This window comes from Aeromonas sobria, assembly GCF_000820145.1.
GTDB lineage: Bacteria > Pseudomonadota > Gammaproteobacteria > Enterobacterales > Aeromonadaceae > Aeromonas > Aeromonas sobria.
Window position 1 is genome coordinate 115,581 of record NZ_CDBW01000003.1, and the last position, 26,556, is coordinate 142,136.

Consider the following 26,556-nt stretch of genomic DNA (forward strand, 5'->3'; position numbering starts at 1 on the left):
TCGGCTAGCGAGGCACGCGCGCCAGCAGTGCCTCCTTCAGCCAGCGCCCCGCCTGCCCCAGCGGGCGGGCGCGATGCCACTGCAGCTCCAGCGCCAGCGCGTGGCTGGCGATAAAATCAGGCTCCAGCACCACCACTTCGCCGCGAGCCAACGGCTGATGCAGCAGAAATTCCGGGATGGCGGACCAGCCAAGGCCCCGCTTGACCAGCTCCAGCACCCCGAGATCCCCCTCGACCCACCACACCTGAGCCGAGATGCGAAAACGCTGACGCTCGCTCCCTTCCCGTCGGCCGGTCACCATCAGCTGGCGTGCCCCCTGCAGATCGACCTCCCGCAGCGGCTGCTTGCGGGCCAGCGGATGATCCGGTGACACCACCAGCGGCATGGTCACCTCCCCCAGCGAACGGGCGACGATCTCCCGCTGGGGATGCACCTTCTGATAACTGACGCCGAGCTGGGCCCGGCCGGTCACCAGCAGCTCGGTCACATCCTCCATCAGCGGGAAGAGCAGCTCCAGCTCCACGGTCGGGTAGCGGGTGGCAAACTCCTCCAGCAGGGTGCCGAGCCAGGGGAGGTGAGAGTCATCATCGATGGCCAGAGTGAGGCCCGTCTCCACCCCGGCCGCCAGCTCTCCGGCAATGGATTGAAGCCGTTCACTTTGCGCCAGCAGGATCCCCGCCTCCTGCACCATGCGGGCCCCCGCCTCCGTCAGCTGCGGATAGCGACCGCTACGGTCAAACAGGGTGAGCCCCAGATCGATCTCCAGATTGGCAATGGCGCTGCTCACCACCGACTGCGCCTTACCCAACTTGCGGGCGGCAGCGGAAAACGAGCCGGTTTCGGCGGCGGCCAACAAGATTTTGAGTGGTTCCAGTGACGAATTCATCCTGTCTATCTCCTGCATGGGCCCGGCTGCGGGCGTTATCCATCTATTTTAGCGATGGATACCAACGTGAATCTATCAGCAAAAAGGCGATAGATTAGCGTTGTAATCTGTTAACACACCTGCGAAAGAGAGTGATTTATGCGTACCCGTAACGATCGACTGCGCCATGCCATTGGCTTTGAACTGATTGGCCTGCTGATTGCCGCCCCACTGGCCAGCTGGGCCACCGGCATTCATCTCAGCCACATGGGACCGCTGGCGATCTTCTTCTCGCTGCTGGCTACCGCCTGGAACTACGTCTACAACGTCGGCGTCGACCAACTGCTACAGAAGTATCAGGGCCATACCCACAAGACCATGTGGCAACGGGTGATCCATGCCATTGGTTTCGAAGGGGGGTTACTGCTTGCCGCCATGCCAATCATGTCTCTGTGGCTTGGCATTACGCTGCTGGAGGCCTTCTTCCTGGATCTGGGCTTTGCGATCTTCTATCTGATTTATGCCTTCGTCTACAACCTGAGCTACGACAAGATCTTCCCCATTCCCCGCGTGGTGGCACAATAAGTCACGCCATCAACAGGCACGGCAAGCTGCGCAGCAGCGTGCTTAGTGTTGAAAACCGGGGCCGAAGGAATTGTCTTGAAACAACAGGCAGGTGGTAAAAGCAAGGCACCATCATGGCAGACATGATGGTGCCGCAAGAGGGATCAGAGGTGGCAGGCCGGCTGATTCAGAGGTAAGGATTCAGGCCCGCCAGTCGCTCAGGCCTGAGCCTTGAGCTCTTCGCCGCTCTCATCGGCAGCGGCAGCCTCTTCAGGCTGTGCCTGGGCGGCCTGCAGCGCTTCCAGTTCGCTCTGATAATCGCTCAGGATCTGCTGGGCAACAGCCATATCCCCCTTGTGCTTGCGCTCGAACAGATGGTGCTGCACCACGCCGTTGAGATACTCCACCGTGATGGGCTGCTCCAGGGTGGCCATCAGCTCCTCTTTCTCCAGCTCGGCATTGATTTCATCGGCGGTAGTGCGCAGCAGCCCAGCCAATTGAACCAACATGCGGCGCTCACCTTCACGCAGCAGGCTCAACATGCGGTTTCTCTGCTGCTCATTCTGTTGGGTCATACATTTCCTTACGTCAATTGGGAACAAGCCCGCTCATTCTGCCCTGTCCCCATGACAGCGTCTATCTCATGCCCCCCACTAATTTTTGGCGCTGGCTCACAAATGGCTACAGATGCTATTTGAAGTGGCTCTGGGGTATAGTAGCCGCTGATTTTCGGGCGCTTTTTCACCTTCATCTGCAAAACAGGGATGACACGGCAAGGGCGCCTGCCCGGTTTACCCCAACGAGGTGAAGATCCGCTTTATGACCGACGCCATTGTGGTGCTCTGCACCTGCCCAGATCAAACCAGTGCCGACCTCGTCTGCGAACAGCTGCTGAACCAGCGGTTGGCCGCCTGCATCAATCAGCTGCCGGGCGTCACCTCCGTCTATCGCTGGCAAGGCAAGGTGGAGCGCGCCACCGAGATCCAGCTCATCATCAAATCCCGCCAGCCGCTCTTTGCCGAGCTGCAGGCATGCATTCAAGCCCATCACCCCTATGAGGTGCCCGAGCTGCTGGCCCTGCCGGTGAGTGCCGGACTGCCCGCCTACCTCGACTGGCTGAACGGGGAGACCGCATGACGTTCGCTCGCTTACTCTCTCCCCTGCTGCTGCTCTGCGCCCTGCTGATGACAGCGGTGGGCAGCTCTCCTGCTCACGCCAGCGGTGCCGATCTGCTCAGCTCGCTGGGCATTGAGGCCCATGCCAAACCCAAATTTTTGCAGGTCGATGAGGCGTTTCAGATCGAGAGCGAACAGCGTGGCGATCAGCTGCTGCTGACCCTCCACATCGCCGACGACTACTACCTCTATCGCCACAGCCTGCGCTTCAAGGGGAACAACCTCACCTTCAGCGAGCCGACCCTGCCAGAAGGCACCGAGCACGAGGATGACTTCTTCGGCAAGACCTGGGTCTACTACCAGCAGGTGAGCATCGCGGTGCCGCTAAAGGAGGTGGGGAAAAATGCCACCCTGCGGGTGCGCTATCAGGGCTGTACCGACGGCCTCTGCTATCCACCGACCGACAAGCTGATCGATGTGGCCCCGCTGGTCACGGCAACCACAGCGTCCACTGCTGAAACGGCACAAAGCGTCGCAGCTGTGAGTCAGCAGGATCAGCTGGCCGCCGCCCTCGGCCATCAGGGTTTCTGGCTCAGCATCGTCGCCTTCTTCGCGCTGGGGCTGGGGCTCGCCTTCACCCCCTGCGTCTTCCCCATGTACCCGATCCTGACCGGCATCATCGCCGGCGCCGGTCATCGCCTCTCCACCGGCCGCGCCTTCCTGCTCTCTCTGGTCTATGTGCAGGGGATGGCGGTGACCTACACCCTGCTCGGACTGGTCGTGGCCTCGGCGGGGCTTAAATTTCAGGCGGCGCTGCAACACCCTTATGTGCTGATCGGCCTCTCGGCGATGTTCGTGCTGCTGGCCCTCTCCATGTTCGGGCTCTACACCCTGCAGTTGCCGAGCAGTTTGCAAACCCGCCTCTCCGGTCTCTCCAACCGCCAACAGGGCGGATCGGTGGTCGGGGTCGCCATCATGGGGATGATCTCTGGGCTGGTCTGCTCCCCCTGCACCACGGCGCCGCTTTCGGGGGCACTGATCTATGTGGCCCAGAGCGGCGATCTCTGGCTCGGCGGCGCGGCGCTCTATGCCCTGTCACTCGGGATGGGGCTGCCGCTGCTGCTACTCGGCACCTCGGGGGGCAAACTGCTGCCCAAGGCAGGCGCCTGGATGGATGTGATCAAGCAGCTGTTTGGCTTCGCCCTGCTGGCGGTGCCCATCATGCTGCTGTCACGACTTTGGAGCGATCAGCTTGCCACCCTCGCCTGGCTCGGCTGGGGGCTGCTGCTGTGCGGCTACCTCTATCACCACAACCAGCACCAGCCCCACTCGGTGGCCAGAAGCGTGCGCGGTTTCGTGCTGTTGCTGGCGATGATCAGCGCCGTGGTGGTGGGCAAGGATCTGCTGCAACCAGCCGCTCCTGCCGCCGTCTCTGCGGGCGCCAGCCAAAGCGCTCCGCAGTTTATCCCCATCAAGACGCTGGATGATCTCAAGGTGCAGCTGGCCGCCGCCCGCGGCAAGCCGGTGCTGCTCGACCTCTACGCCGACTGGTGCGTCGCCTGCAAGGAGTTCGAGCACAAGACCTTCAGCGATCCCGCGGTGCGGGAGCGCTTCGGCCAGATGGTGTTGCTGCAGGCGGATGTCACCGCCAACGACGATGCCGATATCGAGTTGCTCAACAGCCTCAATGTACTGGGGTTGCCGACCCTCATCTTCTTCGACCGCGAGGGCAAGGAGCTGACAGGGCAGCGGGTCACCGGTTTTATGGGGCCGACCGAGTTTCTGGGCAAGCTTGATCAGCTACGCTGACCAACGGCGTCCCTTGTCGGCAGACAGGGGCATCCTCATGCGTTACGCGCTGATTTTTCTGGCAATCCCTTGTATATGACCGGCAGCATGGCAGAATTTGCCCTTCGATTGTCTCGCCCGTCCGGAGTTTTGATGAAAAAGTGGTTCATCCCCCTGCTAGCCCTCTGGCTCTATGGCTGCAGTGCAGGGCCCGGTGAAGAGGATATCCGGCAGCAGGTTACCGCCAGGCTGCTGGCCGAGACAGACGCCAACCTGTTCGAGATCAGCGACTTCACCATCCTCGGCAAGGAGGAGCGTATGGAGGGGGTCTATCTGGTCAAGGTGAGCTACCAGCTCCACTTCAAGCAGGGGATCGATCAACTGCAGGTGTTGCACGACGAAGATCTGATTTATGACCGGGTCGGCCCCTTCCAGCAGGAGATGGGACTGATGGAGCTCGAGCGCAAATATGGCGAGTTCGAGGAAGGTCAGGTGCTGCCACAAGAAGCAGAGGTGTGGATGATGAAGGGCGAACAGGGGTGGCGACTGGCCGAACCGGCTCAATAAAAGGCTACCCGGCTCTTACTCTCTGCAACGACGGGCCTGCCGTTGCCAACCACCTCAGACCTGGGTATCGACCCGATACCCTTTTCGCTCAGCGGGTTCGTTCGGCAGCTTGCTGGCGAGCCCCGACAGCACCTCCTTGAGGGTGCCCCCGCTCTCTGCCGCACCGCTGCTCTCCAGCAGTTTGGTCAGCTGACTCTGCAAGGGGTTCACCTCCTTGCTCTCTGCGACTGGCTCGTTCTCTGTAACTTGTCCGCTCTCTGATCCTTGCGCCCGCGCTCTCCCCTGTTCGCCCGGTTGATCCAGCTTCTCCATCAGGCGCTCCAAATCCCGTTTCAGCGGGTTCTCGCTGCTGCCTTCAAGGGCAAGCTTGCGCTGTTCCTGCTCTTGCCGCTGTTGTTGCTGCAATGCCAGCTGTTGTTCCTGCTGCTGTTGCAGGGCCCCCATCATGGTGTTGATGAACGCCTCCATCGAATCCCTGATTGAGGCACTGCTCCCGCCGCTATCTTCACCTTTCGGCGACAGTCCGAGCTCGTCCAGCACAGCGCCAAGGTCGCGTACCATACGGCTGTCACTGCTCGCCGATGGCGACGGCGTGGCCCTCTCCGGTACCTGCGCAGCGGGAGATCCCTGCCGCTGCGCCAGCGGGCTGAGCCCTCCTGACGCTACCACATTCATCTCCATCTCAGCCCTCCTCTCTCCCTCGTCCTCTGCCCTTTTCCGGCAAGCTGATACGCCCGCACAGAATCACTCTCACACCTAAAAGATAGCGCCAACCGGAAGGGATTGGCGCGAATGCATATTTTGGTCTATCAGGCGGGATGATAGTGCCAACCCGCTATAAACAAGGGGCCGGTACAGGGGTCGCTTTCAGCCAGCACTACACAGGCTGACAATCGGAGTCAGAAGATATCCTTCATCCGGTGCCACAGCATTCCCAGTGCCAGCAGCGGGGAGCGCAGCGCCGGGCCGCCGGGGAAGGTCATATGGGGCACGCTGGCGAAGAGATCGAAACCCCGGCTCTCACCGCGGATCGCCTCGGCCACCAGCTTGCCCGCCATATGAGTGGCGTTGAGACCGTGGCCCGAGTAAGACTGGGCATAGAGCACGTTGGGGTATTCCTTCAAGCGGCCAATCTGCGGCAGCCGGTTGGCACCGATCCCGATCATGCCCCCCCACTGGAACTCGATGGCGGTACCAGCCAGCTCGGGGAAGACCCGCAGTAGCTTGGGCAACATGAACGCCTTGATATCGTGGGGATCTCGCCCCGAATAGTTGCAAGCGCCGCCAAACAGCAGGCGGCCGTCGGCGGAGAGGCGGTAGTAGTCGAGGGCCACATTCTGATCGCACACCGCCATGTTTTGCGGCAGCAGACGCTGGCGCAACCGGCGATCGAGCACCTCGGTGGCGAGGATATAGGAGCCAGCGGGCAGCACCTTGCCCCCCAGATCGGGATTGAGGTCGTTGAGGTAGGCGTTGCAGCCGATCACCAGATAATCGGCAGTGACCCGGCCGTGGGCGGTGGTCACCTCGACCCGCTTACCATAGTCGATATGGGTCACTCTGGATTGTTCGAACAGGGCAACCCCGAGGCTGGCGGCGGCACGGGCCTCCCCCAGCGCCAGATTGAGGGGATGCAGGTGGCCGGAGCCCATGTCGATGAGGCCGCCGATGTAGCGATCCGACCCCACCACGGTATGGATATCTTCTCGCGCCACCAGTTTCAGCTCGTGCTCATAGCCGAGGCTTGCCAGATGCGCGAGATCCTCCTCAAAACCTGCCAGATGGCGCTGGCGAGTGGCAAGGTCGCAGTAGCCCCAGCGCAGATCGCAGTCGATATTGAAACGCTCGACCCGCTCGCGCACCAGCTGCACCGCCTCCAGCCCCATCAGGTCGAGCTCGCGTACCCCTTGCTCGCCAATCCAGCGGACAAACTGGCTGGTGTCGTGGCCGATACCGCGGATCAGCTGACCGCCGTTGCGCCCCGACGCCCCCCAGCCGATGCGGTTGGCCTCCAGCAACACCACCTTGTAACCGGCATCCGCCAGATTGATGGCGGTGTTAAGGCCGGTAAAGCCGCCGCCGATGATGCAGACGTCCGCCTTGTACTCCCCCTCCAGCTCGGGCCACTGTTGCGGATCGTTGCGAGTGGCCGCGTAGTAGGAGGCGACGTGCTCCTGATGTCCATTGTGCTTTCCTGCCTGCATACTCAGCATCCTGCTTTGGTTGCAAATTGTTTAATAAAATAAGCAAAGTTGTTTCGATAATACCCAGTTCCTTCTCCACTCACCAACCTGTGCGGATCACAGAAATGCAAAAGGCGCCCCGAAGGGCGCCTTTTCATGCAATCAAGGTGCTGTAACGAATTACAGTACGTTGATGGCGTTCAGATCGGCAAAGGCCTGTTCCAAACGCTTGATCATGGAAGTCTGACCTTCACGCAGCCATACGCGCGGATCGTAGAACTTCTTGTTCGGCTTGTCAGCGCCTTCCGGGTTGCCCAGCTGACCTTGCAGGTAAGCTTCGTTCTTCTGATAGAACTTCAGCAGACCTTCCCAAGTTGCCCACTGGGTGTCGGTGTCGATGTTCATCTTCACTACGCCGTAGGAGATGGACTCGCGGATCTCTTCCAGAGTGGAACCTGAACCACCGTGGAATACGAAGTCCAGAGACTTGGCAGGCAGCGCAAACTTCTCGGAAACGTACTTCTGGGACGCGTCCAGGATGGACGGGGTCAGCTTGACGTTACCCGGCTTGTATACACCGTGTACGTTGCCGAAGGAGGCAGCGATGGTGAAACGCGGGCTGATCTTGGACAGACGCTCGTAAGCGTAAGCAACATCTTCCGGCTGGGTGTACAGGGAAGATTGATCCAGGTGGCTGTTGTCTACGCCATCTTCTTCGCCACCGGTGCAACCCAGTTCCAGCTCCAGAGTCATGTTCATCTTGGCCATGCGGGTCAGGTACTCGCAGCAGATGTCGATGTTCTCTTCCAGAGACTCTTCGGACAGATCCAGCATGTGGGAGGAGAACAGCGGCTTGCCGGTTTCAGCAAAGTGCTTCTCGCCCGCTTCCAGCAGACCGTCGATCCACGGCAGCAGCTTCTTGGCAGCGTGGTCGGTGTGCAGGATAACCGGAATACCGTAGGCTTCGGCAACAGCGTGAACGTGCTTGGCACCTGAGATGGCACCCAGGATGGCGGCTTTCTGGCCTTCCATCTTCAGACCCTTACCGGCGGTGAACACGGCACCACCGTTGGAGAACTGAACTATTACCGGCGCTTTAACATTGGCAGCAGCTTCCAGCACAGCGTTAACGGAATCGGTACCAACACAGTTAACTGCTGGCAGAGCAAAGCCGTTCTCTTTAGCGATGGCGAACACTTTCTGAACGTCATCACCAGTGATCACGCCGGGTTTTACGAAGTCGAAAATTTTCTTAGACATGTTTAATCGTCCTGTCTCGTATGCCGTTAATAAAAAATGGGAGGTTCATCATGAACCGGCACAGCGGCCACATGATAAACGAAACGGGAGGCGTTTGCCCCCCGTCTCGGGTCAATTAGGCTTTGGCGCGCTGTTCCAGCATCGCAACAGCCGGCAGTACCTTGCCTTCTACGAACTCCAGGAAGGCGCCGCCGCCAGTGGAGATGTAGGAGACTTTGTCGGCGATGCCAAACTTGTCGATGGCAGCCAGGGTGTCACCACCGCCAGCGATGGAGAATGCCGGAGAAGCAGCGATGGCTTCAGCGATCACTTTGGTGCCAGCAGAGAACTGATCGAACTCGAACACACCAACCGGGCCGTTCCACAAAATGGTCTTGGCGTTCATGATGATGTCAGCCAGGGCCTTGGCAGAGTCAGGGCCGATGTCGAAGATCATGTCGCCGTCGGTCACATCAGCAACAGACTTGATGGTGGCAGGAGTGGACTCGGAGAACTCGGTGCCTACAACCACGTCGGTGGTGACCGGAATGTTGGTCTCGGCAGCCAGCTTCTTGGCGGTGTCGAGCAGGTCGTGTTCGCACAGGGACTTGCCGACGTTGTGACCGGCAGCAGCGATGAAGGTGTTGGCGATGCCACCACCGACAACCAGCTGGTCAGCGATCTTGGAGAGGGATTCCAGCACGGTCAGCTTGGTGGAGACCTTGGAGCCGCCAACGATGGCAACCATCGGGCGCTCAGGCTTCAGCATAGCTTTACCCAGGGCTTCCAGTTCACCCGCCAGCAGCGGACCGGCACAAGCAACAGGAGCAAACTGGGCAACACCGTAGGTAGAACCTTCGGCGCGGTGAGCAGTACCGAACGCATCCATTACAAAGACATCACACAGGGCGGCGTATTTTTTGGCCAGCTCTTCGGTGTTCTTCTTCTCGCCTTTGTTGAAACGGCAGTTTTCCAGCACAACCAGCTCACCGGCGGCGACGTCTACGCCATCCAGGTAATCTTTGGCCAGACGAACCGGGCAAGACAGAGCGTCTTTCAGATAGTTAACAACCGGAGCCAGGGAGAATTCTTCGTTGTATTCACCCTCGGTCGGACGACCCAGGTGGGAGGTGATCATCAGCTTGGCGCCCTTTTCCAGAGCCAGCTTGATGGTCGGCAGCGTCGCCACGATACGTGCATCGGAAGTGACCTTACCGTCTTTTACCGGTACGTTCAGGTCAGCACGGATCAGAACGCGTTTACCCGCCAGATCCAGGTCAGTCATCTTGATAACAGACATATTCAGTCCTCTATATTTTCAGGTAATGTTAAAAACAGTAACCTATTCGCCCGGGGCAGGCTCAGCCTGCGGCCATCATGGCCCGGGTGGTATCCAGCATCCGGTTTGCGAAGCCCCATTCGTTATCACACCACATCAACATCTTGACGAGGTTGGCATCGCTCACCCGGGTCTGGGTACCATCAATGATGCAGGAGTGTGCATCATGATTGAAGTCTACGGAAACCAAAGGCTCTTCCGTGTAATCCAGAATACCTTGTAATGTACCTCTGGACGCCCGTTGCAGGGCTTGATTTACGTCAGTAACTGTCACTTTTTTACGAACAGTAATACTGAGATCCATCGCTGTTACATTGATGGTCGGCACCCGCACCGCGATCGCCTCGAACTTGCCGGCGAAGTGGGGCAGGATACGCTCCAGCCCCTTTGCCAGCTTGGTATCCACCGGAATGATGGACTGGCTGGCAGCGCGGGTTCGGCGCAAGTCACTGTGGTAGGCATCGATGACTTGCTGATCATGCATGGCCGAATGAATTGTCGTAATAGTACCACAATTTATCTCGAATTCTCGATGCAATGTTTCAATCACCGGCACCACGCAGTTGGTGGTACAGGAGGCGTTGGAGACGATCCGCTCCCGTCCGGTCAGCACCTGATGGTTGACCCCGTAGACCACGGTGGCATCCACATCCGCATCGGCCGGGTGGGAGAACAGCACCTTGCCCGCCCCCGCAGCCAGATGCAGCTCGGCATCGGCTCGCGAGCCGAACACCCCGGTGCAATCGAGCACCACATCGACCCCCAGCGCTCGCCACGGCAGCTTTGACGGATCCCGCTCGGCAAACAGGGAGATGAGATCCTCCCCCACCAGCATGCTGTTGCCTGCCAGTTGCACCGGATGGTGGAAGCGACCGTGACTGGTATCGTAACGGGTCAGGTGCACCATGGCCTCGGGGGCCGCCAGCTCGTTGATGGCGACGATCTTGATGGTCTTGTCGCGCCCGCTTTCATAGAGGGCTCGCAACACATTGCGACCGATCCGCCCGTAACCATTGATGGCAATCTTGATCATCGAGAATCCGTTTCCTTGAACCAGCAACAGGACGGCGCACCGGGAGCCCTGGCTACGACAGCAGGGCCTCCTTGAATTCACCGCGGGCCAGCAGTGCGGCCCCGAATACCCCGGCACTGTCACCAAGGGCAGGAGCAATAATGGGGGTTGCGAAGCGGGGATTAAAGAGGAAGGGCAAAATTGTCTGCCGCCCGGCGCTGTAAAGGCTCTGCACATTGCCCACCCCGCCACCGATGACGATCACATCCGGGTCGAGAATATTGACCACGTTGGCCAGCGCCTGACCAAACAGCAGGTGCAGCCGGTCGATGGTGAGCTTGGCCACATGATCGTGGGCGGTGGCGGCCGCGATTTGAGCGAGCGAGAGGCGACGCTTGGCCTTGGCCTCGTACCAGGCCTCCAGCGCCGGGCCGCTGATCAGGGTCTCGACGCAGCCGCGCTTGCCGCAGTAGCACTCGGGGCCGTCAGGAGAGAGCACGTTGTGGCCCCACTCACCGGCGATGCCGTGGTGACCGTTGAGGATCTGGCCGTTGATGACGATGCCGGAGCCGACCCCGGTGCCCATAATGATGCCGAACACCACTTTCGCATCGGGATGGTGCTGGCGCACCGCCCCCAGATGGGTTTCTGCCAGCGCGAAGCAGTTGGCGTCGTTGGCTATCAGCACCGGCACGCCCAGCTTGCGCTCCAGATCCTCCTTGAACGGCTTGCCGTTGAGCTCGGTAGTGTTGCAGTTCTTCATCAGACCGGTCTGCGGATCCCGCGCACCCGGCGTGCCCATGCCGATGACGGTCGGGCGCTGGCCAACCTTCTCGATGCACTGCGCCACCAGCTTGGCTATCTGGCCGATCATGTGGTCATAACCGCCAGCCCGCTCGGTGGGGATGCGGTGGCGCAGCAGCACCTCGTCGCCATCCAGCACCACACATTCACACTTGGTACCGCCAAGATCGATACCCCAATCCAGTGACTTGCTGCTCATCTTGCCTCCTGCGCTGGCACAACGCCCTTTTCGTCGCGGCGCCCTTTTAAATATAAAACGGGGCCTTGCGGCCCCGGATATCAATCAGTTTCTCTTCGCTCGCACCGGCCTTAGCGGCCGTGATACTGGGCAGAGAGCTCGTGCACCGCGTTGACGAACACGCCAGCGTGCTCCGGGTTCACATCCTGATGGATGCCGTGACCCAGGTTGAAGACGTGGCCGTTGCCCTGACCGAAACCGGCCAGAATGGAAGCGACCTCTTCACGGATCCGTGCCGGATTGGCGTAGAGCATGGAGGGATCCATGTTGCCCTGCAGCGCCACCTTGTCGCCGACCCGGCGCTTGGCGTCGGCAATGTCGATGGTCCAGTCCAGCCCCAGCGCATCGCAACCGGTGGCGGCGATCTGCTCCAGCCACTGACCGCCGTTCTTGGTGAACAGGGTGACCGGCACGCGGCGACCATCGTGCTCGCGGATCAGGCCATCGACAATCTTGTGCATGTACTGCAGGGAGAAGTCGCGGTAATCCCGCGGGGTGAGCACACCACCCCAGGTGTCGAACACCATGACCGCCTGAGCCCCCGCCTTGATCTGGGCGTTGAGATAGCTAATCACGCTGTCGGCCAGCTTGTCGAGCAACAGGTGAAGGGTCATGGGCTCTGCGTACATCATCTGCTTGATCTTGGTGAACGCCTTGGAGCTGCCCCCCTCCACCATGTAAGTGGCCAGGGTCCAGGGGCTGCCGGAGAAACCGATCAGCGGCACTTCGCCCTTCAGCTCGCGGCGGATGGTGCGCACCGCATTCATCACATAGCCCAGCTCATCTTCCGGATCCGGGATCGGCAGCGCCTGCACGTCGGCCATGGATGTGATCGGGCGCTCAAAGCGCGGGCCTTCACCCTGCTCGAAGTAGAGACCCAGCCCCATGGCATCGGGCACGGTGAGGATGTCGGAGAAGAGGATGGCGGCATCGAGCGGGTAGCGGCGCAGCGGCTGCAGGGTGACTTCACAGGCCAGCTCGGCGTTGCGGCACAGGGACATAAAATCCCCCGCCTGGGCGCGAGTCGCCTTGTATTCCGGCAGATAACGGCCAGCCTGGCGCATCATCCATACCGGGGTCATGTCCACGTCCTGACGCAGCAAAGCGCGCAGGTATCGATCGTTCTTCAGCTCTTTCATCCCAGTTCCTGAGTTCGTATCACGCATAAAATGGCGGCCATAATACCACTTTGCCCACCGGAGCGGACTGCCCAAAACGTGGCAAATGGACCCGCGGTTGCAAAGATGTGAAGGGGCGCAAACCAGAGCGCCCTGTTTACAAAAAAAGGTGCGAAAAGATCGGCGAAAAGATAAGCGCCTCGTTACCCCTCGCCCGCCAGCGAACGCTCGATCAAGCGCCGGGCGATGGTGCCGTGGGGCGGCAAGCGCGGCAGCCGGTCGGCGGTAAAGAAATCGGCGGCGACCAGTTCGTCATCCTGCACCTTGATCTCGCCACTCTCGTAGTCGGCGGTAAAGCCCATCATCAGGCTGTGGGGGAAGGGCCAGGGCTGGCTCGCCACATAGCGCACATTGCGCACCCGGATGCCGCTCTCCTCGAACACCTCCCGCGCCACGCACTGCTCAAGATTCTCCCCCGCCTCCACAAACCCGGCCAGCACGGTATACATGGGATCGTCCGCCTGATAGTGACGGCGATGGGCCGCCAAGAGGATCTCCGGCCCCTTGCGCACCGCCACGATAATGCAGGGGGAAATGCGCGGATAGACCGTATGGCCGTGGTGGCACACCTGCGCCCACTCCCCCACCTTCGGGGTCATGGGGACACCGCACTCGCCGCAGAAACGGTGGGTGCGGCGGAAGGTGGCGAGCTGCCAGGCACGGCCCGCGAGACGAAAGCCCTCTTCGTCCCCCGCCACCATCAGCTGGCGCAGCGGGCTCATGGCGCTCGTGTCGGCCTCATCACCCAGATCCAGCAGATAGCAGGGCAGCCCCGGCCACTCGTCAAAACGCTCGAAACGGGCCTCTGCCAGCGTAGTAGGTAGGCACGCTTTACTGCCCTGTGGCACCCGTCCCTGCTGATCGAGCAGTACCAGATGATCGCCCCCCAGCACGAACCAGCGGGCTTGTTCGGTTAATGACATCAGATGAACACTCTCGTTAAATCCAATAAAACAAAACCCTGGCCACGGCGGGCCGACCAAGGGGCAAACGCCGCGCGAATGGCTCCTATCTTACGACCAGCACAGGTCGCTGACGACCCCGCCGTGGCCGATTGTCCTATTCGTAAAAACGGATGGCGAAAATAAAGAGGCCGCCCGAAGGCGGCCCACTGTTATCCGGCATCCAGTATCCGGCCTCTATCGACGTAGATCAGGCATCACCCATCGCCAGCAGGGAGGCGTTGCCGCCCACCGCCGTGGTGTTGATGGTGCGGGTCTTCTCGGTGACGAAGCGGCTTAAGTAGTGTGGACCGCCCGCCTTGGGACCGGTGCCGGAGAGCCCCTGCCCGCCGAACGGCTGCACCCCGACCATGGCGCCGATCTGGTTGCGGTTGATGTAGACGTTGCCCACATTGATGCGGCTCGCCAGCTCTTCGGCGTGGGATTCGTTGCGGCTGTGGATCCCCAGCGTCAGGCCGTAGCCGGTGCCGTTGATATCCGCGATCACCTTGTCCAGATCCCGGATGGCGTAGCGCACCACGTGCAGGATGGGGCCGAATTGCTCCTTCACCAGCTCGCGGATGGAGCCGATCTCCAGCGCGGTCGGCTGGACGAAGTGGCCCTCCATGGTCGCGGCGGGCATCGGCGCCTGCGCAATCAGGCGAGCGCGCGGGATCATCCGGGCCAGATGGGCATCCAACCCCAGCTTGGCATCGGCGTCGATCACCGGGCCGACGTCAGTATTGTGCTCGGCCGGATTGCCCACTTTCAGCTCCTGCATAGCGCCGGTGAGGATCTCCAGCACCCGCGGGGCTATCTCCTCCTGCAGATAGAGCACCCGCAGGGCCGAGCAGCGCTGACCGGCGCTCTGGAAGGCGGCGCTCACCACGTCGCGCACCACCTGCTCCGGCAGAGCGGTGGAGTCGACAATCATGGCGTTCTGACCGCCGGTCTCGGCGATGAGCGGCAAAATGGCGCCATCGCGCTGGGCCAGGGTCATGTTGATCAGTTTGGCGGTCTCGGTGGAGCCGGTGAAGCAGACGCCGCCGATGCGCGAGTCCGCCGTCAACTTGGCACCAACAGTGGCACCGTCACCGGGCAGCAATTGCAGCACATCGCCCGGAATACCGGCCTGATGGGCCAGGGTCACCGCCAGATGGGCAATAAGACCGGTCTGCTCCGCCGGTTTGGCGATGACGGTGTTGCCGGTGGCCAATGCAGCAGCGATTTGGCCGAGGAAGATCGCCAGCGGGAAGTTCCACGGGCTGATGCAGACAAACACCCCGCGCCCCTGCAGGAACAGCTCGTTCTGCTCGCCGGTGTAGCCGGGCAGCAGAGTCGCCTGCCCCATCAGGCTGCGGGCCTGTACTGCGTAGTAGCGGCAGAAATCGACCGCCTCGCGCACCTCGTCGATGCCATCTTGCAACAGCTTGCCCGCCTCGCGAGTACAGAGGGAGACGAACTGCTCGCGGTTCGCTTCCAGCAGATCCGCCAGCTTCTCCAGCGCCGCGGCCCGCTCGCTCACCGGGGTTGCGCGCCAGCGCGGGAAGGCGGCATGGGCGGATGCCAAGGCCTGCTCCACCGCCTGCTCGTCGGCCCAGTGGATTTTGCCGATGGTGAGGCTCACATCCTGCGGGCTCAGCACCACGCGGGCCTCATTGCGCTTGAGGGTCTCGCCATCGACGATGGGGCCCGCCAGCCACTGCTTGCTCTCCAGCTCTTGCAAGCGGGCGAAGAAGGGGCGCTGGATGGAGAGGATGTTCATGTTGACGCCGCTGGAGTTTTTGCGGTCGGTGAACAGGTTCACCGGCTGCGGAATGCGGTCATTGGCAAAGCCGGAGTTGCGCTTGAGGGTGCGCAGCGGGTGCTCGGCCAGTGAATCGACCGGGGTGTTGGGGTCCACCAGCTTGTGGACAAAGGAGGTATTGGCCCCGTTCTCCAGCAGGCGACGCACCAGATAGGGCAGCAGATCCTTGTGGGCACCGACCGGCGCATAAATGCGGCAGTGCAGGCCGGGATTGTCGTTCAGCACCGCGTTGTGCAGCTCCTCCCCCATGCCGTGCAGACGCTGGAACTCAAACTGGCGATCGCCGGCCATCTCCAGAATGCTGACCACGGTATTGGCGTTGTGGGTGGCGAACTGGGGGGCGATAAAGCCTCGAGTCGGCTCGCTCAGCAGGTAGCGGGCACAGGCGAGGTAGGAGATATCGGTGCCCGCCTTGCGGGTAAAGAGCGGGTAGCCGGGCAGGCCCGCCTGCTGGGCATATTTCAGCTCGCTGTCCCAGTAGGCACCTTTCACCAGTCGCACCGGAATGAGGTCACCCTGCTCGCGGGCCAGTGCGGTGAGCCAGCACAGTACCGGCAGAGCGCGCTTGGAGTAGGCCTGCACCACCATGCCGAGTTTGCCCCAGCCACGGTTGGCATCAGAGCGGTAGAGCTGCTCGAACAGATCCAGCGACAGCTCGAGTCTGTCCATCTCCTCGGCATCGATGCTGATGGCCACATCCTTGTCGCGGGCCAGACGCACCAGCCCCACCAGCCGCTCGCACATTTCGCCGAGCACCCGTTCGCGGTTGGCCACGTCATAGCGCGGATGCAGGGCCGAAAGCTTGATGGAGATGGAGGGAGCCGGGCCGCCGTCGCTGATCCGCTCATTGCCCACCGCCTCGATGGCGTTGCGGTAATCGGTCAGGTATTTGTCGGCATCCTGCAAGGTGAGGGCCGATTCACCCAGCATGTCGTAGGTGTGGGTGTAGCCCAGCTCGCGGGATTTGCGGCTCGCCTTGAGCGCCTCTTTCATGTCGCGCCCCAGCACGAACTGCTTGCCCATGATCTTCATGGCGGCGTACATGGCGGAGCGCACCACAGGCTCCCCCAGCTTGTTGACCATGCGCCCCAGCAAGTTGGCCGGGTTGCCGTCGAGCTTCTTGTCCAGCTTGATGATCTTGCCGGTCAGCATCAGCCCCCAGGTGGAGGCGTTGACCAGCGTGGAGTCGCTTTTGCGGAAATGGGACGACCAGTTGGCGCCGGAGAGCTTGTCCTTGATCAGGGCATCGGCGGTCTCGGCATCGGGAATGCGCAGCAGCGCCTCGGCCAGGCACATCAGGATGATCCCCTCCTGCGTATCGAGGCTGTACTCCTGCAGGAAGGCGTCGATACCGTCACCGGATCCGCTCTCCTTGCGCACCTTGGTCACCAGCATGCGGGCGCGCTGGGTCACCTGCTCCAGCGCGGCACCATCCCCCGCCAGCATGGCCGACAGTTCGGTCAGATAGGCATTTTCATCCACCACGTAGTTCTGGGTGATGGCTTCGCGCAGGGCGGTCAGATCGGAGGGAATGTAGTCAGCAGCAAGCACGTGAGTCGCTTTGAACATAGGGGTCTTCCTGTACGCCCGAAGGCTGATATCGACAAAGGCGGACGCGCCGCCGAAACGCCGATAATGTATACAATGTTGCACCCTATATGAAATGAATTTGTTTCCAAACTTTAACAAATATCGCTAATTCTGCCTCACTCTCCCTCTACGAGTCCCCTTGCCGACTATGAAGAGGGTCAACTGGCATCATTTTGTATACGATCTTGTGCCGTTCTGTTCAGCCACTCGAACTGCTGGCCCCGGCAACCCAGTGCGAGCAAAAATGCAGATAAAAAAGAAGGGCCGCCACGGCGACCCTTCTGTTTATTCAGACCTGTGCGGTCAATTCATCCAGCGATCGCCGCGGCTGCGACGACGGGGCAGCATCGGCAGCAGGATACCGAGCAGGATCCCCGCCCCCACCATGGCACCACCACGGATAAACCAGTCCATCTGCATGTCGTGTTCCTGGTTGTCGTAGCTTTGGGTCAGGGCATCATTTTGCTCTTTGAGATTGCCAAGCTCCTCACCCTGACTGACCAGCTGGACCTTGAGGGCGGCAATCTCCTTGCTCTGGGCAGCGAGCTGGCCATCCTTCTCGGTGAAGCGTTTCTCGTTGTCACCGTTGAGATTCTGCAGGCGGTCTTTGAGCTCATCGCGCTCTTTTTCCACCTGGGGCAGCCGCTCGCGCAGGCTGATCTGGCTCTGCAGTTCGCTGTTTTTGATCCATCCCTCGCGACCACGACTGTCCACCACCTGGGTGAAACCGGCCTCGCTGTTCACCGCTTTTACCTCCAGCGGTTCACCAGCCTTGATGCTGCTAAGGATCCGGTACTGGGTGCCCGGACCGTTGTGGATGAAGGTAAAAATGTTGTCTGAAACATAACGGGTATCGGCCAGTGCCTGTTGGGCACACAAGCAGATCAAAATCCCGAGAAGGGCGCGCATGGTCGATCGGTTCTCTTTTTCAGGTTTGGACAAGAGGTTGAATGTTAAGCCGCCTGCAGGTTAAAGGACAAGCAAAGAAAAAGCACCTCCCCCCGAATAAAGCGCGCAGAGTGGCGAGTCAGCTCGCAACTTGCCCGCCCGTAGCCTTACTTGTTTTTCAGCTCCCGCACCTCACTGCGCAAAGCGCGGATCTCCTGCAACAGCTGCTCCTGCTGGCTGTTGTAGTGATGGCGCCACTTGTCGGTCTCGCCATCCCCCTTGTTGGGCTGCAGGAACAAACTGGCCATAAAACCGCTGATGGCACCGAACAGACCTACCCCGAACAGGATCAGCAGGCTGGCAACGAAACGCCCCTGCTCGGTCTTGGGTACCAGATCGCCATACCCCACGGTAGAGAGGGTCACTAGCGTCCACCAGAAGGCATCGTAAGGGGTCTCAATCTGGCTGCCAGGCTGGCCAGACTCAATCCAGTACATGACGCCGGAGCCCACCCCGAGCAGCAGGAAGAACAGGAACAGGATGCCAGATATGGTGGTCTCGTTGCGCTCACGGCGGAATAAAGCCCACAGATCAGGCTGATCCCGCAGCAACTGATAGACTCGCCACAACTGGATCAAACGCGCCCAGCGCAGTTGCTCCACCATCGGCAGGCTACCCGGCAGATAGATCCAGTTGGCCTTGAAAAAAGCCAGCTTGTCGCTGGCCCGCACCCAGCCATAGGCAAAGTGAGCGAGGAAGAAGTAGCAAATCAAGCTGTCGATGTCATAAAAGAGCTGCAAGGTCTGCGGGGTGACACTCTGGTGCCCCCACCAGCGAGCCGTCACCAGCAATACCGACACAATAGACAGAAATGCCATCAGCAGATCCATCGCCCGCAGATGCGTTAAGTGATGTCGCATACATTTTCCAACTTTAAGCACAGAGCAAATTAATAAAAGAGAAGATAATGCCGATAGCCTTGAAGGCAAAGGAAAAAGCGGTTTTTAAAAGGAGAATGATAATGCAGTTGAACCTGCTGGAAAAGCGAATGAGCAACATCCGTCTGGTACCCAAAGTGGTGCTGCTGATGGTGTTCAGTACCCTGATGCTACTGACCAAACTCTGGTTTGATGCCAACAATCTCGAGATAACCCTGCTCGCCGAAGGACTGGATCCGGCCAAAGCGGATGCCATCTCCAATCGCCTGCTCTGGACCGGTCTGATGGAGACAGCCATCATGGGGTTGCTGTTCGTGATCCTGCTGCTCACCGGCTCCCGGCTGATGGTCAAGCAGGTGAACTATCTGGTCGGCCTGCTGGAGCGCTTTGCCAAGCGGGATCTCAGCCACAAGGTGTTGCTCAGATCCCGTGATGAGTTCGGTGACATCGCCAAGGCGGTCTCCCACTCGCAGGAGAACCTCAAAGAGGTATTCGGCAACCAGCGTGTCGCCTGCAAGGAGCTCAACGACATCGCCTCCCAAGTGACCCTCTGCATGGAGGAAGCCCACGAAGCGATCAGCGAAGAGTTCACCCAGATTGAGCAACTGGCCAGTGCCATGAGCCAGATGGTGGGCGCTATTCGCGAGGTTGCAGCCCATGCGGATCAAGCCTCCCGAGCCACTGCAGAAACCAGTCAGTTGGCACACGAAGGCAGCCGCTGCGTCGCCGATACCGTCAGCACCATCGACACCCTTTCTGGCAACATCCAACGCTCGGCAAGCGTGGTTAATCAGGTAGAACAGGGGGTCGAGCAGATCGGCTCTGTGGTCGACACCATTCGCAGTATTTCCGAACAGACCAACCTGCTGGCCCTTAACGCCGCCATTGAGGCGGCCCGCGCCGGTGAAGCGGGCCGCGGTTTTGCGGTGGTGGCCTCCGAAGTGCGCGAACTGGCCAACCGGGCCCAGGCCGCCACTGTCGAGATCCAGAAGATGATCGAACAGTTGCAGGGCAATGCCGGTCAGGCTGCCGAGCTGATGGCCCAGAGCGTGCGCCAGGCCGACAAAGGGGTGGAACAGGTGACCCAGGCAGGCACCCAGCTCGCTACCATAGTGGAGCGGGTGCTGGGGGTGGCCGACATGAATCGCCATATCGCCACCGCCTCCGAACAGCAGATCGCGGTCGCCGAAGAGATGCGCGGCAATCTGGAGCAGGTCAAACAGATCGCAGAAGGATCCGTTGTGGTTTTTCGTGAACTGCAGGAAGCCTCAGAACTGGTCGAACAGCACAGCAAGGAGCTCGACAGCCAGATCCAGTCCTTCAAACTTATCTGACAGCGCTCACTGGCCGGGCATAACAGCCGCCGGGCCCCAATAGGAGGGCAAATCGCAGCCATAAAAAATCCGAAACCACTGGTTTCGGATTTTTTCTATTCAGCGAATGGCAGATCAGGGTTATCCCCTCGTCTGCCACATCGGCAGAGCTTATTCGGCAGCCATACGGGCTTCGATATAGGCCAACGCGCGGTCGATACGAGCAAGCACGCGCTCTTTGCCGACCAGCGCCATCACGGCGTCGATACCAGGGGACTGACCCAGACCGGTCACGGCCACCCGCAGCGGCATGCCGACCTTGCCCATGCCCTGACCCAGCTCGGCGGCAGTAGCTTCAATCAGCTCGTGCAGCGCTTCGGTGGTCCAGCTATCCAGTGCGGCCAGCTTGGCCTTGGCCAGCGCCAGCGGCTCGGCCGCCACACCGCGCAGGTGCTTCTTGGCAGCGGCTTCGTCAATGGCTTCGTACTCTTCGAACAGATAGCGGCTCTGGGCAGCCATCTCAACGAGCGTATTGCAGCGCTCGGCCAGCAGGGTCACCACTTCTGGCAAGGTCGGGCCATTGCGGGTGTCGATCTGCTGGTTTTCCATGTGCCATGCCAGGAACGTGGCAACACGGGCCGGATCCAGAGTGCGCATGTAGTGGTTGTTGAGCCACAGCAGCTTGTCAGTATTGAACGCAGAGGCGGACTTGGAGATGGCATCCAGGCTGAACAGCTTGATCATCTCATCCAGGGTGAAGATCTCCTGATCGCCGTGGGACCAGCCCAGACGCACCAGATAGTTCAGCAGCGCTTCCGGCAGGTAGCCATCGTCGCGGTACTGCATCACGGAGACAGCACCGTGGCGCTTGGAGAGCTTGGCACCGTCGTCACCCAGGATCATGGAGACGTGGGCAAATTCCGGTACCGGCGCGTTCAACGCCTTGTAGATGTTGATCTGACGCGGGGTGTTGTTGATGTGGTCTTCGCCACGCACCACGTGGGTGATCTCCATATCCCAGTCATCGACCACCACGCAGAAGTTGTAGGTCGGGGCGCCATCGGTACGGCGGATGATCAGATCGTCCAGCTCGGTGTTGGCGAACTCGATACGGCCACGGACGTGGTCATCGAACACCACGGAGCCTTCAGTCGGGTTGCGGAAGCGAATAACGTGCGGCGCATCGGCCGGGTGATCGTGGTCGCTATCCCGGCACTTGCCGTCATAGCGAGGCTTCTCGCCGTTGGCCATCTGACCTTCGCGCAATTCGTCAAGCCGCTCGCGGGAGCAGTAGCACTTGTAGGCGCGGCCATCGGCCAGCATCTCGTCAATCAAGGCGTTATAACGGTCGAAACGCTTGGTCTGGTAGTAGGGGCCCTCATCCCAGTTCAGCTCCAACCAGCCCATTCCCTCAATAATGGCGTCGATCGCCTCCTGAGTGGAACGTTCCAGGTCAGTATCCTCAATACGCAGCACGAACTCACCGCCCTGGCTCTTTGCAAACAACCAGGAATAGAGTGCGGTACGGGCACCGCCGACATGCAAAAAGCCGGTCGGGCTGGGAGCAAAACGGGTTTTGACTTTCATCTTTAAGCCTTGTGTAGAGGGCCTTGGGCCAATTCGTTAGAAAAAACCGTCGCATTTTAGCACCGACCATCGCGGATGGGAAAACCATGAAGCCGTTGTGGGCCAAAGTAGGGGATTAAATGTGTGGTCAGGTCGCTTACCGCCTGATATTTGAAGGGGATCGCAAAACAGAAGTGCCGTTTCAGATTTGCTATGCATCGTGCTGGAGAGCTGCCTCCTTCAGCCGATACCCAAATAACGCTCACCACACTTCTCACGCACAAGGAAGAGACGATGCAATTTCGTTCTATCCAGAATCGCATTCTAGTGATGGCCGGGATCGCCATGACGGCAGCCCTGGTCATTCTGATCCTGCTCAACCAATACTCGGGTAAACAGACCCAAAAACTGACCATCAGCTCCAGCCGCGCAGCGCTGCAGCAGGAGGCGTGGCAAAAAGTGAGCGCCAACGCCCGCGCCGAGGCAGCCACCATCACCCAGTTGCTGCAAAAAGGGCTCTCCTATACCCAGCAGATGGCCAGCGCCCTCGCGTTGCAGCAACAGGGTAAGCTGCCATTGGATCGCCAGCAGGCTATCGATCTGCTCAAGGCGCAGCTGGCGCTGGAGCCCCAGCTCTATGGCGCCTTTGCTGGCTTCGAACCAAACGGCTTCGACGGTCAGGACGCCGCCTTCGCTGGCCAGAATACACTCGGCAGTGACGGCAAGGGTCGCTTCGTCCCCTACTTCTATCGCGACAAGGATCAAATCGGCACCGACCTGCTGCTCTCCATCGAAAAAACTGATCCGGACCAATTCGGCAATCCCGCCAATGACTACTACTCCTGCCCGAAACGGGAAGGGCAATCCTGCCTGATCGATCCCTTCAAGGTGGATATCAACGGTCAACAGGTGCTGGTGAGCACCATCACCACCCCCATTCTGGTGGGCGGTCAGTTCAAGGGGGTCGCCGCGCTGGACTTGGCGGTGGACTCCATCAGCCGTCAGGCCAAGACCCTCAACAGCAACATCTATGACGGCAAGGGCGAGACGCTGATCGTCAGCGCCGCCGGCGTCATCACCGGCACCAGCGCCGATGCCAGCCTGCTCGGCAGTAGCGCCGAGAAGGTGCTTGGCAACCAGTGGCAGCAGTACCTGAAACCGGAAGTGCAGCGTCAGGAGCTGGACGAGTCGTTCCGCATCTCGGTGCCTATTATGGTGCCGGGGATGAGCCGTAACTGGGCGATCATTGTCACGCTGCCCTACAAGGTGGTACTGGCGGGGGCTGATCAACTGGAGAGCCAGCTGAGCGACATGAACCAGGCTGCCATGACCCAGCAATTGGTGGGCGCCGTTATCGTGCTGGTGCTGGCACTGGCCACCATGCTGGTGATCGCCCGCAGCATCACAGGCCCCATCCGTCAGATGGTCAGCCTGGTGGATGACATCGCCGATGGCGAGGGGGATCTCACCAAACGCCTCACTACCCGCTCGGTGGACGAGCTGGGGGATCTGGCCAAAGGGATCAACCGCTTTATCGACAAGCTGCAGGGGCTGCTCGGGGAGGTGCTGAACACGGCCAGCGAGGTGAACCGCCACGCCAGCGATACCGATCGCATCGCCGGTCAAACCGACAATAACCTGCAGCATCACCAGGCAGAGATGGAGCAGATGCTGACCGCCGTGCAGGAGATGTCCTACGTCAGTCAGGAGGTGGCGACCCATGCCAACAACACTGCCGACTCGGCCAAACAGGCCCAAAGCGCAGCCGAACAGGGCAAGGCGCGCTTCCAGCAGGTGATCCAGTCGATGCACAAGGTCGCGGCAGAAGCGGGTAAAGGGGCCGAGGTGGTCGAAGGGCTGGCCCATGACAGCACCCAGATCACCAGCATCCTCACCGTCATTCAGGGGATTGCCGATCAGACCAACCTGCTGGCGCTCAACGCGGCCATCGAGGCGGCTCGGGCTGGTGAACAGGGGCGCGGCTTTGCAGTGGTCGCTGACGAGGTGCGCAAACTGGCGGGTAACACCCAGCAAGCAGTACAAAATACCCAGGAGCTGATCGAAAAAATTCGCTTGAGCTCGGCCAATGCGGTCAACACCATCACCCACAGCCAGCAGCTGACCCATCAGGCGGTGAGCGAAGCGGATCTGGCGGAAGAGGCGCTTGGCACCATCTACAAGGCCATTGCCACCATCAACGACATGACCTATCAGATCGCCTCCGCTGCCGAAGAGCAGAGTTCGGTCTCCGAGACTGTCTCCGGCAACCTGTCAAAAACCAATGCCCTGGCCAACGACATTGCTCAGGATGCAACCGATACGGCCAAAGCCAGTCAGGCATTGCGTCAGGCAGCCGATCAATTGCAGCAATTATTGGGACAATTTCGTCTCAGCTGATAATTTTCCTCTCCGGTACTCTCCCCCTCGGGGGCGAGTACGTTTACCATAGGCAACGAATTTGCCTGATGGCAGGCAATGTAGTGAGAGGTAAATGCCGTGCCCACCCCGGACCGTCGCCCACGAGGCCATAACAGACGAGCCCAGCTGCGTCGCCAAGACGAATCTCAAGGATCCCTGCTCCATCGCATCAATGCCGTGACTCTGTCCCTGCGCCAACGTTTTGGCCAAGGGATGAGCAGCCTGGGCCAACGTCGCCAGGATGCCAAAGCAGGCAAATTCAAGCTGTCCAGCCCGCTGCCGCGCAAAAACACCATAGGTCTGCTGATCCTGATCCCGCTCTGGCTGCTGGTGCTGGCCTGGGAGCCGGCCCCTACCGCCCCTCAAGCGGCCCCATCCGGTTCGCTTGATGTGCCGCTGGCGGTACCGGCGCAAGCACTGACTGCCGGTAACGCTACCTCCGCGGCTGCCAAACCCGTGGTCGAGGAGAAGGTCAACGGTACCTGGCTGCAACACGAGGTGCAGGCAGGCGAGACCCTCTACTCCATCTGGCGCAAATTCGAGTTGCCGGGTGCAGAGCTGAGCCGCCTGATCGCCATCGAGGGGCCAGATCGGCCATTGACCCGCCTGCAATCGGGTCGCGCCATCTTCATCCTGGTGGATGACTCCCGCCGCATCCAGCGGGTAGAGATCCGCTCCTACGGTCAGGCGGTCTACCGCTATGATCGACAGGGCGAAGGGTTCGCCCTCAAGGAATAACAAGACGGGAGGCGCTGGCCTCCCGTTTTTTTGGTCAATTGCCTTCAAATAAGCTACTGACTTCACAATATTTTTAGCTTGTTCGAAAAACGAAAGGGGGCAAATTGACAAGGATCTGCGCTAACGTACAATCGTTTGTGCTTTAAACAGGGATTGTTCTACGTGCTACTGGGACAAAGAGACGTGGTCAGTCATGAGCCAACCCCTGCTTGCAAGGCAAATGCAGCCCACCTCGGGCTTAGTTTCATTTCGTAATTGATAGGATTTAGCACATGTCTGACATTCGCACCGGCCAGGTAAAATGGTTCAACGAAACCAAGGGTTTTGGCTTTATCGAGCAATCCCAAGGACCGGACGTTTTCGTTCACTTCTCCTCCATCCAGAGCACTGGTTTCAAAACCCTGGCTGAAGGTCAGAAAGTCCAGTTCACTGTGACTCAGGGCCAAAAAGGTCCTCAGGCTGAGAACGTTACCCTACTCTAAGCCACGCCAGTGAATACGCAGGAGGAGCCAAGGCCCCTCCTCTTTTTTTGCCCGCAATTTGCCCTCTTCGGTCACAACCGCTTGCCTCGTTCAGCCCACAGTTTGAGCCCCCATACCCTTCCTGTTTGCAGGAGGCGGCCGAGACGCGCTGAGTAAACGCCAGATACGACAAAGCATCGCAGCGCGATGTAATTGGCAATATCGAAGATGGATTGGTGTACTTCGGAGAGATATTGGAGCGGGAAACGAGACTCGAACTCGCGACCCCGACCTTGGCAAGGTCGTGCTCTACCAACTGAGCTATTCCCGCAACAGAATGTCATTTGCAAGTGATTGGAGCGGGAAACGAGACTCGAACTCGCGACCCCGACCTTGGCAAGGTCGTGCTCTACCAACTGAGCTATTCCCGCAACGGAATATCACTTACACATATCTAGTAAAAACTGTTTGGAGCGTGTAACGAGATTCAAACTCGCGACCCCAGCCTTGGCAAGCACGGATCATGCTCTACCAACCTGGTTACTCCAGCAAAACGTATTGGAGCGGGAAACGAGACTCGAACTCGCGACCCCGACCTTGGCAAGGTCGTGCTCTACCAACTGAGCTATTCCCGCAACAGATTGTCACTTGCAAATAATTTGGAGCGGGAAACGAGACTCGAACTCGCGACCCCGACCTTGGCAAGGTCGTGCTCTACCAACTGAGCTATTCCCGCAACGGAATGTCATTTGCAAATAGATTGGAGCGGGAAACGAGACTCGAACTCGCGACCCCGACCTTGGCAAGGTCGTGCTCTACCAACTGAGCTATTCCCGCAACAAATTTTGTTCGAAGGTGCAATGATGATTGGAGCGGGAAACGAGACTCGAACTCGCGACCCCGACCTTGGCAAGGTCGTGCTCTACCAACTGAGCTATTCCCGCATCGGGCTGGATTGAACCAGTTTCATCATCACTTTTTGGAGCGGGAAACGAGACTCGAAC

Annotated in this window: 22 protein-coding genes and 6 tRNA genes; 8 read left to right on the top strand and 20 right to left on the bottom strand. The window is 59.9% G+C overall.

From position 1 onward, the window contains the following. Window positions 1-4: 4 nt before the first annotated feature. Window positions 5-886: a LysR family transcriptional regulator gene (locus BN1135_RS01275; protein ID WP_042018223.1), complete on the bottom strand. Its 882-nt coding sequence runs from the start codon at window positions 884-886 to the stop codon at window positions 5-7. Window positions 887-1,024: 138 nt separating this feature from the next. Here BN1135_RS01275 and BN1135_RS01280 point away from each other — a divergent pair, with 138 nt between their 5' ends. After that, complete coding sequence (locus BN1135_RS01280; RefSeq protein WP_042018224.1) at window positions 1,025-1,450, top strand: PACE efflux transporter; 426 nt, start codon at window positions 1,025-1,027, stop codon at window positions 1,448-1,450. 197 nt (window positions 1,451-1,647) lie between these two features. Here BN1135_RS01280 and BN1135_RS01285 read toward each other — a convergent pair whose 3' ends face one another. Then, entirely contained in the window at window positions 1,648-2,004 is a 357-nt protein-coding gene (locus tag BN1135_RS01285; protein WP_005362699.1) for a hypothetical protein, read from the bottom strand. 244 nt (window positions 2,005-2,248) lie between these two features. Between BN1135_RS01285 and cutA the strand changes: the two genes are divergently transcribed. The 3 genes from cutA (at window position 2,249) to BN1135_RS01300 (ending at window position 4,899) form a co-directional block, all read left to right on the top strand. Continuing rightward, the gene (gene cutA, locus BN1135_RS01290; RefSeq protein ID WP_042018226.1) at window positions 2,249-2,566 is read left to right on the top strand and encodes a divalent-cation tolerance protein CutA; all 318 of its coding nucleotides are present in this window, start codon (window positions 2,249-2,251) and stop codon (window positions 2,564-2,566) included. Beyond that, the gene (locus BN1135_RS01295; protein ID WP_042018227.1) at window positions 2,563-4,353 is read left to right on the top strand and encodes a protein-disulfide reductase DsbD; all 1,791 of its coding nucleotides are present in this window, start codon (window positions 2,563-2,565) and stop codon (window positions 4,351-4,353) included. Before cutA ends, BN1135_RS01295 begins: the two co-directional genes overlap by 4 nt. A 132-nt stretch (window positions 4,354-4,485) precedes the next feature. After that, on the top strand, window positions 4,486-4,899 hold the full coding sequence (locus BN1135_RS01300) for a hypothetical protein (RefSeq protein WP_042018229.1): 414 nt from the start codon (window positions 4,486-4,488) through the stop codon (window positions 4,897-4,899). A gap of 54 nt (window positions 4,900-4,953) precedes the next feature. On the opposite strand, the gene BN1135_RS01305 is transcribed toward BN1135_RS01300, so the two are convergent. The 11 genes from BN1135_RS01305 to BN1135_RS01355 form a co-directional block, all read right to left on the bottom strand. Continuing rightward, window positions 4,954-5,580: a hypothetical protein gene (locus BN1135_RS01305; RefSeq protein ID WP_042018230.1), complete on the bottom strand. Its 627-nt coding sequence runs from the start codon at window positions 5,578-5,580 to the stop codon at window positions 4,954-4,956. 218 nt (window positions 5,581-5,798) lie between these two features. Then, window positions 5,799-7,103, bottom strand: a complete 1,305-nt coding sequence (locus BN1135_RS01310) for an NAD(P)/FAD-dependent oxidoreductase (RefSeq protein ID WP_139245128.1) — start codon at window positions 7,101-7,103, stop codon at window positions 5,799-5,801. Window positions 7,104-7,262: 159 nt separating this feature from the next. After that, entirely contained in the window at window positions 7,263-8,342 is a 1,080-nt protein-coding gene (gene fbaA / locus BN1135_RS01315) for a class II fructose-bisphosphate aldolase (protein WP_042018234.1), read from the bottom strand. 115 nt (window positions 8,343-8,457) lie between these two features. Continuing rightward, window positions 8,458-9,621, bottom strand: a complete 1,164-nt coding sequence (locus BN1135_RS01320; protein WP_042018236.1) for a phosphoglycerate kinase — start codon at window positions 9,619-9,621, stop codon at window positions 8,458-8,460. 61 nt (window positions 9,622-9,682) lie between these two features. Next, window positions 9,683-10,693, bottom strand: a complete 1,011-nt coding sequence (gene epd / locus BN1135_RS01325; protein WP_042018238.1) for an erythrose-4-phosphate dehydrogenase — start codon at window positions 10,691-10,693, stop codon at window positions 9,683-9,685. A 52-nt stretch (window positions 10,694-10,745) separates the two neighbouring features. Then, the gene (locus BN1135_RS01330) at window positions 10,746-11,675 is read right to left on the bottom strand and encodes an ROK family protein (RefSeq protein WP_042018240.1); all 930 of its coding nucleotides are present in this window, start codon (window positions 11,673-11,675) and stop codon (window positions 10,746-10,748) included. A gap of 110 nt (window positions 11,676-11,785) precedes the next feature. Next, window positions 11,786-12,853 (bottom strand): uroporphyrinogen decarboxylase, encoded by a 1,068-nt coding sequence (gene hemE / locus BN1135_RS01335; protein WP_042018242.1) that lies wholly within the window; start codon window positions 12,851-12,853, stop codon window positions 11,786-11,788. Between the two features lie 182 nt (window positions 12,854-13,035). Then, entirely contained in the window at window positions 13,036-13,815 is a 780-nt protein-coding gene (gene nudC, locus BN1135_RS01340; RefSeq protein WP_042018244.1) for an NAD(+) diphosphatase, read from the bottom strand. A gap of 229 nt (window positions 13,816-14,044) precedes the next feature. After that, window positions 14,045-17,209 carry a bifunctional proline dehydrogenase/L-glutamate gamma-semialdehyde dehydrogenase PutA gene (putA, locus tag BN1135_RS01345; protein WP_042018246.1) on the bottom strand — a complete coding sequence of 1,055 codons (3,165 nt, stop codon included), beginning with the start codon at window positions 17,207-17,209 and terminating at the stop codon, window positions 14,045-14,047. Between the two features lie 324 nt (window positions 17,210-17,533). Next, window positions 17,534-18,139: a TIGR04211 family SH3 domain-containing protein gene (locus BN1135_RS01350; RefSeq protein ID WP_042018248.1), complete on the bottom strand. Its 606-nt coding sequence runs from the start codon at window positions 18,137-18,139 to the stop codon at window positions 17,534-17,536. 146 nt (window positions 18,140-18,285) lie between these two features. Beyond that, the gene (locus tag BN1135_RS01355; RefSeq protein ID WP_042018249.1) at window positions 18,286-19,107 is read right to left on the bottom strand and encodes a potassium channel family protein; all 822 of its coding nucleotides are present in this window, start codon (window positions 19,105-19,107) and stop codon (window positions 18,286-18,288) included. A 32-nt stretch (window positions 19,108-19,139) separates the two neighbouring features. On the opposite strand from BN1135_RS01355, the gene BN1135_RS01360 reads away from it, so the two are divergent. Next, window positions 19,140-20,390 carry a methyl-accepting chemotaxis protein gene (locus BN1135_RS01360; protein WP_042018251.1) on the top strand — a complete coding sequence of 417 codons (1,251 nt, stop codon included), beginning with the start codon at window positions 19,140-19,142 and terminating at the stop codon, window positions 20,388-20,390. Between the two features lie 150 nt (window positions 20,391-20,540). On the opposite strand, the gene gltX is transcribed toward BN1135_RS01360, so the two are convergent. Beyond that, the gene (gene gltX, locus BN1135_RS01365; protein ID WP_042018252.1) at window positions 20,541-21,956 is read right to left on the bottom strand and encodes a glutamate--tRNA ligase; all 1,416 of its coding nucleotides are present in this window, start codon (window positions 21,954-21,956) and stop codon (window positions 20,541-20,543) included. Window positions 21,957-22,229: 273 nt separating this feature from the next. Between gltX and BN1135_RS01370 the strand changes: the two genes are divergently transcribed. The 3 genes from BN1135_RS01370 (at window position 22,230) to BN1135_RS01380 (ending at window position 25,573) form a co-directional block, all read left to right on the top strand. Further along, window positions 22,230-24,332, top strand: a complete 2,103-nt coding sequence (locus BN1135_RS01370; RefSeq protein WP_042018254.1) for a methyl-accepting chemotaxis protein — start codon at window positions 22,230-22,232, stop codon at window positions 24,330-24,332. Window positions 24,333-24,431: 99 nt separating this feature from the next. Beyond that, window positions 24,432-25,091 carry a LysM-like peptidoglycan-binding domain-containing protein gene (locus BN1135_RS01375; protein ID WP_042018255.1) on the top strand — a complete coding sequence of 220 codons (660 nt, stop codon included), beginning with the start codon at window positions 24,432-24,434 and terminating at the stop codon, window positions 25,089-25,091. 272 nt (window positions 25,092-25,363) lie between these two features. After that, a complete protein-coding gene (locus BN1135_RS01380) occupies window positions 25,364-25,573 on the top strand; it encodes a cold-shock protein (protein ID WP_005317918.1) in 210 nt (69 codons plus the stop codon). Between the two features lie 234 nt (window positions 25,574-25,807). Here BN1135_RS01380 and BN1135_RS01385 read toward each other — a convergent pair. The 6 genes from BN1135_RS01385 to BN1135_RS01410 form a co-directional block, all read right to left on the bottom strand. Continuing rightward, window positions 25,808-25,883, bottom strand: a tRNA-Gly gene (locus BN1135_RS01385). Between the two features lie 24 nt (window positions 25,884-25,907). Next, window positions 25,908-25,983: transfer RNA gene (locus BN1135_RS01390), tRNA-Gly, on the bottom strand. A 128-nt stretch (window positions 25,984-26,111) separates the two neighbouring features. Further along, window positions 26,112-26,187: transfer RNA gene (locus BN1135_RS01395), tRNA-Gly, on the bottom strand. Between the two features lie 25 nt (window positions 26,188-26,212). Further along, window positions 26,213-26,288 (bottom strand) — tRNA-Gly (locus BN1135_RS01400). Window positions 26,289-26,313: 25 nt separating this feature from the next. Then, window positions 26,314-26,389, bottom strand: a tRNA-Gly gene (locus BN1135_RS01405). Between the two features lie 31 nt (window positions 26,390-26,420). Then, window positions 26,421-26,496: transfer RNA gene (locus BN1135_RS01410), tRNA-Gly, on the bottom strand. Window positions 26,497-26,556 lie beyond the last annotated feature (60 nt).

Bases quoted from the DNA above. Each gene is read 5' to 3' on its own strand.
- BN1135_RS01295 (WP_042018227.1), top strand. From the start codon at position 2,563: ATGACGTTCGCTCGCTTACTCTCTCCCCTGCTGCTGCTCTGCGCCCTG.
- putA (WP_042018246.1), bottom strand. From the start codon at position 17,209: ATGTTCAAAGCGACTCACGTGCTTGCTGCTGACTACATTCCCTCCGAT.
- fbaA (WP_042018234.1), bottom strand. From the start codon at position 8,342: ATGTCTAAGAAAATTTTCGACTTCGTAAAACCCGGCGTGATCACTGGT.
- BN1135_RS01310 (WP_139245128.1), bottom strand. From the start codon at position 7,103: ATGCAGGCAGGAAAGCACAATGGACATCAGGAGCACGTCGCCTCCTAC.
- BN1135_RS01370 (WP_042018254.1), top strand. From the start codon at position 22,230: ATGCAATTTCGTTCTATCCAGAATCGCATTCTAGTGATGGCCGGGATC.
- BN1135_RS01285 (WP_005362699.1), bottom strand. From the start codon at position 2,004: ATGACCCAACAGAATGAGCAGCAGAGAAACCGCATGTTGAGCCTGCTG.
- BN1135_RS01275 (WP_042018223.1), bottom strand. From the start codon at position 886: ATGAATTCGTCACTGGAACCACTCAAAATCTTGTTGGCCGCCGCCGAA.
- gltX (WP_042018252.1), bottom strand. From the start codon at position 21,956: ATGAAAGTCAAAACCCGTTTTGCTCCCAGCCCGACCGGCTTTTTGCAT.
- BN1135_RS01300 (WP_042018229.1), top strand. From the start codon at position 4,486: ATGAAAAAGTGGTTCATCCCCCTGCTAGCCCTCTGGCTCTATGGCTGC.
- BN1135_RS01330 (WP_042018240.1), bottom strand. From the start codon at position 11,675: ATGAGCAGCAAGTCACTGGATTGGGGTATCGATCTTGGCGGTACCAAG.
- hemE (WP_042018242.1), bottom strand. From the start codon at position 12,853: ATGAAAGAGCTGAAGAACGATCGATACCTGCGCGCTTTGCTGCGTCAG.
- BN1135_RS01305 (WP_042018230.1), bottom strand. From the start codon at position 5,580: ATGGAGATGAATGTGGTAGCGTCAGGAGGGCTCAGCCCGCTGGCGCAG.
- BN1135_RS01350 (WP_042018248.1), bottom strand. From the start codon at position 18,139: ATGCGCGCCCTTCTCGGGATTTTGATCTGCTTGTGTGCCCAACAGGCA.
- BN1135_RS01280 (WP_042018224.1), top strand. From the start codon at position 1,025: ATGCGTACCCGTAACGATCGACTGCGCCATGCCATTGGCTTTGAACTG.
- cutA (WP_042018226.1), top strand. From the start codon at position 2,249: ATGACCGACGCCATTGTGGTGCTCTGCACCTGCCCAGATCAAACCAGT.
- nudC (WP_042018244.1), bottom strand. From the start codon at position 13,815: ATGTCATTAACCGAACAAGCCCGCTGGTTCGTGCTGGGGGGCGATCAT.
- epd (WP_042018238.1), bottom strand. From the start codon at position 10,693: ATGATCAAGATTGCCATCAATGGTTACGGGCGGATCGGTCGCAATGTG.
- BN1135_RS01380 (WP_005317918.1), top strand. From the start codon at position 25,364: ATGTCTGACATTCGCACCGGCCAGGTAAAATGGTTCAACGAAACCAAG.
- BN1135_RS01320 (WP_042018236.1), bottom strand. From the start codon at position 9,621: ATGTCTGTTATCAAGATGACTGACCTGGATCTGGCGGGTAAACGCGTT.
- BN1135_RS01360 (WP_042018251.1), top strand. From the start codon at position 19,140: ATGCAGTTGAACCTGCTGGAAAAGCGAATGAGCAACATCCGTCTGGTA.